We start from the raw sequence: 11510 nt of genomic DNA, 5'->3' as shown, positions 1-11510 counted from the left end.
CCCTGCGCGAGGTGGCCCGCCGGATACCCGACGAGCTGCCCCGACTGACGCCGATCTTCATCGAGCTCCGTGCCCTGGACAAGGCGCACACCGTCGACGGGCTGGTCGCCGCCCACCTGGCCAACCACGAGCGGGACCTCATCGACCTCAGGGCGTTCCGGTACATGCTGCGCGAAGGCCGCATCGTCTTGCTGTTCGACGGGTTCGACGAACTGGTGAACCGGGTCACCTACGATCGGGCGGCCGATCACCTGGAGACGCTTCTGCAGGCCGCGCAGGACAATGCAAAGATCATTGTTGCCAGCCGGACCCACCACTTCCGGACCGACTCCCAGGTGCTCACCGCGCTCGGCGCGAAGGTCGGCCTGCTGCCGGGGCGGCGCGTGCTCAGCGTCGAGGACTTCGCGCCCTCCCAGGTCCGCGCCTACCTGGTGAACCGCTACGGTGGCGACGAGACAGCCGCCGACGAGCGGCTAACGTTGATCAAAAATGTTCAGGACCTGACCGGGCTGTCCCGTAATCCACGCATGCTGAGCTTCGTGGCCGGCCTCGACGCCGCCCGGCTGGCCGACGTGGCCAAGGCCCGGCACACCCTGTCCGCGGCCGGGCTGTACCAGGAGATCCTCACCGCTTGGCTCGGTTTCGAGGTGCGGCGCACCCAGGGCGTCCCAGGGGTGCCCGTCTCGCTCGACCTCACCGATCTGTGGACGGCGGTCCGGACCCTCGCGTTGCGATTGTGGGAGTCGGGCGAGCCGTTCCTGCGTCTCGACGAGATCAGCGAGGTCGCGACGGCCCTCACCACGCTGGTCAAGGGGAACATGTCCGCCCAGCAGGTCACCCACGCCATCGGGGCGGGCAGCCTGCTCGTCCGCGCCGACGACGGGCTGTTCGGGTTCATCCACTCCTCGGTGATCGAATGGCTCGTCGCCGACGACATCGCCAACCGGTTCAGGCATGGCGAGCCTGACCCGGCCCTGCTGTCCAGGCGCCCGCTCTCCCATCTGGCGGTCGAGTTCCTCTGCGATCTGGCACCCGGCAACGCATGCCGGGCGTGGGCCAGCGGCGCGCTCGCCGGACCCGACGTGGACAGCGCGGCCCGGGCCAACGCACTGAAGATCAGCGCCCGGCTGCGCACCCCCATTCACAGCGACCTGCGAGGACGGTCGCTACGCGGCGAGGACCTGTCGTACCGGGAGATGCGGGCCGTCGACCTCACCGGCGCCGACCTCACCGACGCTGTCCTGACCGGCGCCGACCTCACCGGCGCGGTCCTGCGAGGCACGGTGCTCGTCGGCGCGCGTGCCGACGACGCCGACCTCACCGACGCCGACCTCACCGACGCCGACCTCACCCGGGCCCGCATGCTCGGCACCAAGCTGGGAGGCGCCATCCTCGACGGCGCCTCGCTGCGGCACGCCGCGATCGTGGGAGCGACCGCCGGCCCCGCGCTGCTGACCGACGCGCGGCGTCGAGGCGCTGCCGTCGCACCGGGCCAGGAGGTACACGTCGGGTTGGCGCCGTCCGCGGTCGGCGTCTCAGCCGGCTTCGAGATCGGCCGCCTGCCGGATCCGGTGGCCTACAGCCCGGACGGCGCGATCCTGGCGATCGCGAGCGAGGACGGCGGGGTGCTCACCTGCGACGCGGCCACCGGCCGCCCGCTGCGGACGCTACAAGGTCATCAAAGCCGGGCCTACATCGTCCGCTACGCCGGAAAAATCCTGGTCAGTGGCTCCAGCGACGCAACCGTCCGGCTGTGGGAACCGACGACGGGCCGCCCGCTGCACACGCTGCGCGGCCACGCCGGCTGGGTGTGGCCGGTGGAGCTGAGCCCGGACGGCAGCCTGGTCGCCGTCGGCGACAACAGTGGCACCATCCGGCTCTGGGACACCTCGTCCGGCCAGGTCCGCGCGCAGCTCGCCGGGCACGCCTCCCGAGTGTGGACCGCGGCGTTCCACCCGGCCGGCGACCTGCTCGCCACCGGCGATGACGGGGGCGTGGTGCGACTGTGGAAGACCGCGACCGGCGAACTACACCAAAAGATCACTGGTGCCCGGCCGGTGTACCGGCTGGCCTTCAGCCCCGACGGAACCCTTCTGGCCACCGCCTGCGACGGCGGTGAGGTCCGCCTGTGGGATCCGCTCACCGGCGAACTGCGCGAGGAACTCACCGGGCATGAACGGGCGGTCTACGCGCTCGATTTCCACCCTGCCGGGCACCTGCTGGCCACCGGCGACATCGCCGGTGTGGTCCGGCTGTGGAACATGCCCGGCCCGGGGACTGTCCCGGGGACGGGAACCCGGCGCGTCCTCACCCGGCACTCCGGCGCGGTGTACCGGGTGCTGTTCAGCCCGGACGGCACGCTGCTGGCCACCGGCGACAGCGGCCGGGTGCTGCGGCTGCTCGACCCGGTCAGCGGCGAGCAGCGGCACGAGCTCACCGGGCACAAGGGCTCCGTCTGGCCGATGGCCTTCCGGCCGGACGGTGGCCAGCTGGCCACCAGCAGCAACGACGGGACCGCCCGGCTGTGGGACCCGGTGAGCGGCGCGTGCATACGGGTGCTGGCCGGGCACGGCCGGCGGCTGACCGCGGTGCGCTTCAGCCCCGACAGCGCCATCCTCGCCGCCAGCGGGAATGACGGGGCGGTGTGGTTGTGGGAGCCGCGGACCGGCAAGCGGCTGGGCCCGCTGACCGGCGCCGCCGACCGCCTCGCCGCCGCGATCTTTACTCCGGCCGGCCGCACGATCGCCGCGGCCAGCAGCGCCGGCGGTGGTGTGCACCTGTGGAATCTTGACGTGCCGGGCGCGGACGGCACCGGCACCTACGAGCGGGAGCTGCGGGTCGAGACCGACCACGTCTGGGCGGAGGCCTTCAGCCCCGATGGCGATACCCTGGCGACCGCGAACGACGACGACTCGGTCCAGTTATGGTATCGGGCGACCGGTCGGCATGTGTGGACGTTCGCCGACCACCGGGGCCGGGTCCGCTCCGTCGCGTTCAGCCCGGACGGGACGCTGCTGGCCACCGGCTGCGACGACAAACTCGTACGGGTGTGGGACGTGCGGAGCGGTGAGTGCCGGCAGACGTTCTCCGGCCACCAGGACCGGGTGTACGCGGTGGAGTTCAGCCCGGACGGCACCCGCCTGGTGAGCGCGAGCAACGACGGCACGGCACGGCTGTGGGACCCACACACCGGCAAGTTGCTGCGTACCTTCGCGGAACACACCGGACGGCTCTGGTCAGCCACGTTCAGCCCGGACGGAACGGTGCTCGCGACCGCCGGCGACGACCTAGTCGTCCGGCTGTGGGAACCTGGCAGCGGACGCTGCATCGACCGCCTCGCCGGGCACACCCGCCGGATCTGGTCGTTGGACTTCAGCCCGGACGGCACCCGGCTGGCAAGCTGCGGGGACGACGGCACGGCCCGGCTGTGGGACGTCCGCCGGCCGGGAGCCGCCAGTCTGTCCGTCACCCTGGTCGGGCACGACACCGGCTGGGCGGCGCTGGCGCCCGACGGCGGGTACAAGTTCGGCGGTGACGTGGCCGGCGAAATCTGGCACGTCATCGGTATGTGCCGATTCGAATTAGGTGAACTCGACGGCTATCTGGACGCGGTGCGGCCGATGCCGATGGAGGCTGTCTTCTGACAGTTCCCATCAGCATCAGACCTGCTCTGTGATGCGCTCTTCGACGGCAGATACCATGAGCACGGTGGCGGTTGTTCAGCTCTCCTTGTTGACGGCCGCCGTTGTCGGGGTTTTCATACGTCCCGTCCGGGTGCCGAAATGGGCTGCGCCGGTAACCGCCGCGGTACTGCTGCTTCTCGTCGGTGCCATGACCACCGACGCCGCGCTCGAGGCCGTCCGCCCGCTGGTGGCGCCGCTGGCCTTTCTGCTGCTGGCCGTGCCGCTGGCGGTGATGCTGGACAGGCTTGGCTTCTTCGCGTCCGTTGCCGCGCTGGTGGAAACCGGCCCGAACGCGCGGCTGGGGCTGTGGGCACTTGCCGCGGCGGTCACGACCTTCCTCAACCTCGACGCGTCGGTGGTCCTGCTCACCCCGCTGTACATCCACACCGCGCGCCGGCATGGCTTCGACCCGACCATGCTGGCGGCGCAACCGGCGCTGCTGGCATGCCTGGCCTCCAGCGCGCTGCCGATCTCGAACCTCACCAACCTGATCGCCGCCGACGCCTACGGGCTCGGCGTCACCGACTTCGCCCTGCGGCTCGGCCCGGCATCGCTGGTGGCAGTGGTGGTGGGCTGGCTCTTCTATCGGCGGGCCGAGACCGCCACGGCCCCGCACAGCACGATCACCGATCCGGTGGACAGACGTGCCCTGCGGCTGGGCGCGCCGATCGTCATCTTCGTCGTGCTCGGCTTCACCGTCGGCGACCTCGTGCGCATCCCCGCCTGGGCGGTAGCCGGTGTCGCCGACATCGCGCTGGTAGCCCTGACCCGGGCGGTACGGATCAGGGACGTCCCGTTCGGCGCGGCCGCGCTCGCCCTGAGCCTGGGAATCGTCGCGACCGCGGCATCCCCCCACCTGGGCCTCGGCTCCCTGTTCCGCGGCTCGGGAGCACTCGCGCAGATCCAGGTCGCCGCGGCCGCCATTCTCGGCGCGAACATGATTAACAATCTCCCCGCGCTGCTCATCAGCCTGCCGGAGGTCGGCGGCCATACGGAGAAACTCTGGCCGCTGCTGTTCGGTGTGAATTTCGGGCCTGTTCTCGTCCTGCACGGCTCGCTCGCGGGCCTGCTCTGGCGCGACACGGCGGCCCGCCTCGGTGTCGAGGTGAGCGCGTGGCAGTACAGCAAGCTTGGTCTTCGGATCGGCTTGCCAGCGCTCCTGGCCGGTCTGGCCGTCGTCGTCGGAACCGGCATCTTCCTCGACTAGTGAAAGCCGGAAGCAGCATGGTCACGCGCCTGTCCGCCGTATTGCCAGCCAGCTGGCACGGCTTTCACGCACCCAGAACCGCACGGAAGGTGATCCGGTCGGTAACATCTGCGACACTGTGCTGACACCGTCATCGGGCAACCACACAATGCTGACAGCCACGCAGCCCCCGGAGCGCATCGAGGCAGAACCCCGCAGGCCCGAACCGGAGTCATCCATGCCGAGTCAGACGGCGTAGGACACATCGAGCAAAGGAAATCATGGTGTCGTCGCAGGCCTGCATCACCCTGGACGTCGTGCTCCTCCTGCCCGGCCGGGCGCGGGAACAAGCGGTCTCGTCGAGCAAAGCGCTGGCACACCGCATGGCGGCCAATGGCTATCCGTCCCACTTCCGCCTCGGCGAGCCCTACCCAGCCGCCGCTGGCGGTGTCTGTGAACCCCATGTGTCGCTGTTCATGCTCGCGGTCACGCCAGCGGAGATACCAGCCGTCGTCGAAGCGGTACGCGGGGTCGCCCGCACGGTACCACCCTTGCGTGCCGTCGGAGATGAGTACCGGCACAACCCGCACGGGGCGCCGGAGATGTATTTCGCCCGCTCCCCCGCATGGACCTTCCTGCAACGCAGCGTGGTCAAGGCGGTGGAACCGCTGCGCCGAGGGCGGTTGCGAGAGGTCGGCCCAGCCGGCGACAATCTACGCGCGGTGGTGGACGGCCGGCTCCCATCCCACCCGGCCGCCGTGGCCCAGCTCGCCCGTTACGGCTACGACGAGGTAGCCGATGCCGGCTGCGACCGGTTCAATCCCCATGTGACGCTCGCCTGGCCCGATGACCCGAACTCCCGGGTCGACCTGATGGAACTGCCGCCGGCACAGGTGTACTCCGGTGTCCTTACCGAGCTGGCGGTGTACGGCATGAGCCCGTACGGCACCTGTACGGTCGGCCACGCGACGTTCCCGCTGCACGCACCGGCTTCGCTGGCGGCGGCAGCCACGGGTGATGACCGTCCAGGAATCTTTGAGACCGCCGTTCGCGCGGGAAAAAACATGATCGCTCGCCCGCTGGCCACCTAACCGCTAACCGGTCCCGGAGCCCGGCGACAGCGCACACCTACCGGGTCGACGCACCCCCGCCCCGTCCGCAGCCTTGACGCCCGCGAGCACCAGGGAACCGCCGATCGACGGAAACAGCCGCGCGAGGAACCGTACCGACATGCTCCGCTCGTCTCCGCCCACCACCACGTAGTTGGAGCGGAACCCGGTCAGCCGAAACCCACAGACGTGAAAAGTCCGCGCCAGTGACGAGTAGGTGAACGGGCGTATGTGCAGCTTCAGATACGGGTGGTGGGGGTCGATCTGCCGAGGGTTCCGCCCGAACAGGAAACGAACGCGGTCCTGCAGGGTGGCGAGATTCGGCGTGGTGACCACCAGCGCACCGCCGGGGGCCAGCACGCGCCAGCATTCCCGGAGAAACGCGACCGGGTCGAAGAGATGTTCGATGATCTCACCGGCGAAGACACCGTCCACACTGGCGGAGCGCAACGGCAGCGGGCGCGAGAGGTCGGCTCGCACCATCGGGATCTGCCAGGACGCCGCCTGGCCGGGCAGGTGGGCGTCCATATCCACCATGACGGTGTGGGCGCCACGCCGACGCAGTTCTTCGCTCACGGCGCGCCCCCCGGCACCCAGATCGACGATCAGGGGCCGGGCGGCCCGGCGCCGCGTCTCCCGCGTCAACAGGTCCACGGCATCCGCCACCCGGCGTGCATGGTAAGCGGTAGCGAGATACTCGGCGACCTGCGTTCCGTCCGCGTAGGAACGTAGGTTCGCGGCGAGGATCGGGTCCATCCCTCTCCCGGGTACTCCTGGTCAGTAAGCGCCCTCACGGCGTACGACGGCGAACAGCGTCCGCCAGAGAATCACAAAGTCCATGGCCAGCGACCAGTTCTCGACATAACGCAGGTCGAGGCGGATCGACTCGTCCCACTCAAGATCAGAACGACCGCTGATCTGCCACAGCCCGGTGAGGCCCGGTTTGACCATCAACCGGCGATGCACGTCGCCCTCGTACTTCGCCACCTCCGACGGCAGCGGCGGCCGCGGGCCGACCAGCGACATACTTCCGTTCAAGACGTTGAACAGCTGGGGCAGCTCGTCCAGCGACCACTTGCGCAGGAAGCGCCCGACCGGAGTCACCCGCGGATCGTTACGTATCTTGAACAGCAGTCCCTCGGAACGCTCATTCTCCTCGCGAAGCTCTTCCAGGCGCGCTTCGGCATCGACGTACATCGAGCGGAACTTGTACATCCGGAACGTGTCGCCACCGCGACCGACCCTGGTCTGCTTGAAGATCGCCGGACCTCGGCTGTTCAGCCGGACGGCGATCGCTATCCCTAACAGTAACGGCGCGAAAATCATGACTGCCCCCAGCGCCAGCAGGCGGTCGACCAGCGCCTTCAAGACCCGCCGGGCACCGGTGAGTTCTGGTTCCTCAATATGGAGGAGCGGTAGTCCGGCCACCGGGCGGATCGAGATACGGGGGCCGGTGACGTCAGTAAGCGCGGAACTCACCAGCACATCGACGTCGCTGCCCTCGAGCGCCCACATGACCTGTCGAAGCATGTCGCTGTCCATCTGCGGACAGATGGCGACGGTCGTCGCCCTGGTCGCCTGGATCGCGGTGTGAAGGCTGTGCAGCGTTCCGACAATGGGAACCCCGAGCAGGTCGAAGCCGCTTCGTTCCGGCAGATCATGACTGTGGCGGCCCGGTGACCGGTCAAGGCAGACCCCGACCACCGACCATCCGGACGTCGGGTCATGGTGGGCCAGGCGGACGAGCGTCGCCGCGGACTCACCAGCACCGACAACCAGCACCCTGTGCAGGCAGCGACGATTACGTCGCATGTGGTGAAGGATGGCGCGCCCACCGGTCCGACCGACAAGCGACAGGATGGTGGCGGTGGGAAACGCAATAAGAATATAGCTTCGAGCAATCTCCAGCTTTGTCGCGTAGGAAATTACCGCGACGCACGCGGTGACCCGGGCCGCCGCGTTCACAACCCGCTTGAACTCCTCCGATCCACCACCGAGGAAACGTCCCTCATAGGCACGCCCGAATGCCATGGACAACGTCCAGGCCAGCGGCAGAACGCCGCTCATCAGGATGTACGGCCACGAGGACTGGACCGGATTGTCACCGAAACGCACAAAAAAAGCCATAACCGCGGCGAGTACGCAGCCTAAAAAGTCGAACACGACGAGAAGGCGGACATACCTGCGCTCCCAGGCAACCTGAGCACGGTAGCCCACCCGTTCCATGGCACCCGTAGCCGCGGAGTCCGGGACCGCGGGCCGACGCCGACGAGGCTGTCTGGCGCCCTCCGGCATGTCGCCGAAGTCGGGATCAGCCTGATCCCAGACGTCGAAACCGCGGACAAGAGGCGCCAAGCCGGCCCCTGTTGATGCCCGAGCGTCATCGGGCATTGTCTCCGTCACTGCCAGCCCCCCAGGACTCGGACACATTCTGACTGTTTGCAATCATAGGACCCCGATCCGCTCAATCAGGGAGCCCGTCAGCGGCACTCCGTCACGACCGGGTGGATGTACCCGCTCGCATCGTCGTGGCCACCGCGAACCAGCACCGATCGCCCCGGGAGCGGCCCCCGCCACGGCCGCCCAGGCTCCGTCGAACACCGTGACGGGCGGGTCGGATATCTGAACTCGATCTCCGGCAGCGCGTGCTCCGTTCCCCGGTACGGCATGGACGCGATCGCGCGGCAGGTCCGACAGGCCGCGGCAGAACCGATCGCGGTGAGTCCAGAAACCCACCCGTTCCAACAGATCGGTAAACCGAGCCGCCGCGTTCCGGCCGCCGTTGTCAGATCCTACGGGAACCGCGAAAGACATGTCGGGCCAACCGTACTGGATTACCACGCGGAAAACCGTACCAATACCACTCGAGAAGCAATCCAGCGACCCCCTTGAGGTTACCGGGGGCGGTCGACGAGGTGACGAGCGCTGAACATCCACGAACTTACGGTGACCAATGGTAGCAGAGAATCACAGCCAACCGCGATCAGTGGCCAAGTTACGCGCCGTAATTGCAGCATAATATGCAGTTTACCCGAAAGATCTCCCCGCCGGCGGATCAGAACGTGACCCGCCCAGCGGAAGAACGGGTACGAGAAGTAGCAAAGATCATCATTCCGCCGGCGGGGGTCTCCACCGCGGCACAGACTCTACGGCAGCGCCGCGACGAGATCCGCGACCGGCTTGCGGACACCGGTGAAGAACGGCGTCTCCAACCGGGTGTGTGCCCGTGCCCGGCTGCCGCGCAGGTGCCGAAGGCAGTCGACGATCCGGTGCAGCTCGTCCGCCTCGAAGGCCAACAACCACTCGTAGTCACCGAGGCCGAAGGCAGCCACCGTGTTCGCCCGGACATCAGCGAACTCCCGGCCCATGATCCCGTGTTCGGCGAGCATACCCCGACGTTCGTAGTCCGGCAGCAGATACCACTCCAGTGACCTGTTAAACGGATAAACACATACGTAGGGCCGGGGATCCTCGCGCCGGACGTAGGCGGGAACATGGTTGCGGTTGAACTCGGCCGGCCGGTGCAGGCCGACCCCGGACCACACCGCGGTCATGCTCCGTCCCAGCGCGCTCTGGCGGAACCGTTGGTAGGTCTCCTGCAACAGATCCGGATCCGGGCTCGTCCACCACAGCAGGAGGTCGGCATCCGCGCGGTAGCCGCTGAGGTCATAGACACCGCGGGTGTAGACGTCCTTGGCCAAGGCCCCGGCGAGCAGGCCTTCCACCTCCGCAATCACGGCGCCGCGGTCCGCGGGCAGCGGGTCCCGCGCCGCAAAGACCGACCAGGAAGTGTAAAGAAGCTCGGCGTTAAGATCGCGTGCGGATGGCGCGTCCGTACGCGCGGCAGTCTCGGTGCTGGTCTGCGCGGAGCCTCCGGCCGTACGGAAAGAATCATGATTATTCGGCTGGCGGCCGCTCGAAGTCTCGGACATGGCCCAATTGTCGCCCAGCCGGAGCCGCCTGACCCGGTGGTGCCAGCACCGCGTCAGTGCCGTCCGCTGGTTCTCACCGCCCGGCGTGGTCCGCCCGCACAGCGTCGTCAGCGCGCAGCACCGCTTCCGCCGCGGCCTCACCAGACCGGATACACGCCGGGATGCCGACCCCGTCGTAGCCGGCGCCGGCTAGCGCGATGCCGGCGGGCAGCGCCCGGCGCGCAGCCGCGGTCCGGTCCAGGTGACCAGGCAGATACTGCGGGAGCGCGTCAGGCCAACGGGTCACCCGGCTGGCCGCCGGGCGACCCGTCAACCCGGTCGTGCTGGCGAGCTCGGCCGCGACCACACCGGCAAGCTCGACATCAGCACGCTCCAGGTCACGTACATCACCGGCACGCCCGACGCTGGCCCGCACGATCGTGGCATCCGTACCGGCCGACAGCTGCGGCCACTTCGCGGACATGAACGTGGCCGCCTTGACGACCCCGCCCGCACGCGGCGGCACCAGATAACCGCTGCCGGGCGGTAGCCGCGCTTCACGGTAGAGAAAAGTGATCAGTGCTACCGACGCGTAAGGGACAGCGGCCAACGGTGCGGCGGCGTGCGGCGCCACCCGGGCCAGCAGCGCGCGGGCCACCGGCACGGGTACAGCGATGATCACCGCGTCGGCGTCGATGTCCCACTCGCCCGGCGCGCCGGTACCAACGACGGTGATCCGCCAACCGGCGGTTGTCCGGCTCACCGCGCGAACCGTCGTGCCCAGCAGGATCTTTGCCGCGCTGGCATCGGCGACGGCCGCGGCGAACCGTCCGAGGCCGCCGCGGACCGAGGCGAACACCGGCGCGCCCGTGGGGTCCGCGGGCGCGGTGCGCGCCCGCACCCGGCGCGCTCCGAGCAGCAGCGAACGCTCCTCGGACATGATCGGGGTCAGCTGCGGGACCGTGGCACGCAGGGACATGGCATCGGCCCGCCCCGCGTACACCCCGCCGAGCAGCGGGTCGACGAGCCGCTCGACGATCTCGCGGCCGACCCGCGCACCCACATAGCCGCCGACGGTGGGGTCCTCCGGCAGGGCTGTCCGCGGCAGCACCAGGTCGGCGGCCGCACGGATCAGACCGGCCGGTGAGAGTACCCGCGAGCGGATCAGGCCGATCGCGTCGGTCGGCACGCCGAGCAGGGTCCGCGGCGGCAACGGCCGCAGCCGGCCGGAGATCAGCAACGACGCTGCCGTGGTCGCCGGATGGACGATGTCGTGCCCCAGCCCCACATGGCGGGCGAGGCGCACGGCGTCCGGGACACGGGCGAGGAACGACTCCGCGCCCTCTTCGATGGGGAGCCCCTCGAACGGGGTCGTCCGCAGTTTGCCTCCGACACGGTCACCGGACTCGACCACGGTGATCTCGGCCCGGCCCCGCAGCGCATGCGCCGCGGCCAGCCCCGCGATGCCCGCTCCGACCACGACGACCCGCATGCGGACCCGCTCCTCCCGATCGCGGCCGCCAGCCCGGTGCGGCCGCCGCGAGTCCAGTCTCCCTCCGTACCCGGCGGCCGGTTCAGGCCGCCCCGAGAATGTGCGGTATCAGCACATGCCGGCGACCGA

The 11510-nt window shown here is 69.1% G+C and carries 7 protein-coding genes; 3 read left to right on the top strand and 4 right to left on the bottom strand.

Going from position 1 to position 11510, the window contains the following annotated elements; all coding sequences use genetic code 11:
- The 3 genes from MJ783_RS17935 to MJ783_RS17925 form a co-directional block, all read left to right on the top strand.
- The coding region (locus tag MJ783_RS17935) for a pentapeptide repeat-containing protein (RefSeq protein WP_239311785.1) at positions 1–3644 on the top strand (3644 nt) is incomplete at its 5' end.
- Positions 3645–3699: 55 nt separating this feature from the next.
- Positions 3700–4890 (top strand): SLC13 family permease, encoded by a 1191-nt coding sequence (locus tag MJ783_RS17930; protein ID WP_239311783.1) that lies wholly within the window; start codon positions 3700–3702, stop codon positions 4888–4890.
- Between the two features lie 260 nt (positions 4891–5150).
- The gene (locus tag MJ783_RS17925) at positions 5151–5960 is read left to right on the top strand and encodes a hypothetical protein (protein ID WP_239311781.1); all 810 of its coding nucleotides are present in this window, start codon (positions 5151–5153) and stop codon (positions 5958–5960) included.
- Positions 5961–5963: 3 nt separating this feature from the next.
- Here the strand turns inward: MJ783_RS17925 and MJ783_RS17920 are convergent, their stop codons facing one another.
- The 4 genes from MJ783_RS17920 to hemG all read right to left on the bottom strand — a co-directional run bounded on the left by MJ783_RS17920 (position 5964) and on the right by hemG (position 11381).
- Positions 5964–6734: a bifunctional 2-polyprenyl-6-hydroxyphenol methylase/3-demethylubiquinol 3-O-methyltransferase UbiG gene (locus MJ783_RS17920; protein WP_239311779.1), complete on the bottom strand. Its 771-nt coding sequence runs from the start codon at positions 6732–6734 to the stop codon at positions 5964–5966.
- A gap of 21 nt (positions 6735–6755) precedes the next feature.
- Entirely contained in the window at positions 6756–8204 is a 1449-nt protein-coding gene (locus MJ783_RS17915; RefSeq protein ID WP_308127773.1) for a sugar transferase, read from the bottom strand.
- 920 nt (positions 8205–9124) lie between these two features.
- Positions 9125–9910, bottom strand: a complete 786-nt coding sequence (gene hemQ, locus MJ783_RS17910) for a hydrogen peroxide-dependent heme synthase (protein WP_239311775.1) — start codon at positions 9908–9910, stop codon at positions 9125–9127.
- A 73-nt stretch (positions 9911–9983) separates the two neighbouring features.
- Positions 9984–11381 (bottom strand): protoporphyrinogen oxidase, encoded by a 1398-nt coding sequence (gene hemG / locus MJ783_RS17905; protein WP_239311773.1) that lies wholly within the window; start codon positions 11379–11381, stop codon positions 9984–9986.
- Between the last annotated feature and the right edge of the window lie 129 nt (positions 11382–11510).

Origin of the sequence: Protofrankia sp. Cj3 (assembly GCF_917627355.1) — a bacterium.
Classification (GTDB): Bacteria; Actinomycetota; Actinomycetes; order Frankiales; family Frankiaceae; genus Protofrankia.
This window is presented reverse-complemented; position numbering and strand designations above follow the sequence as displayed.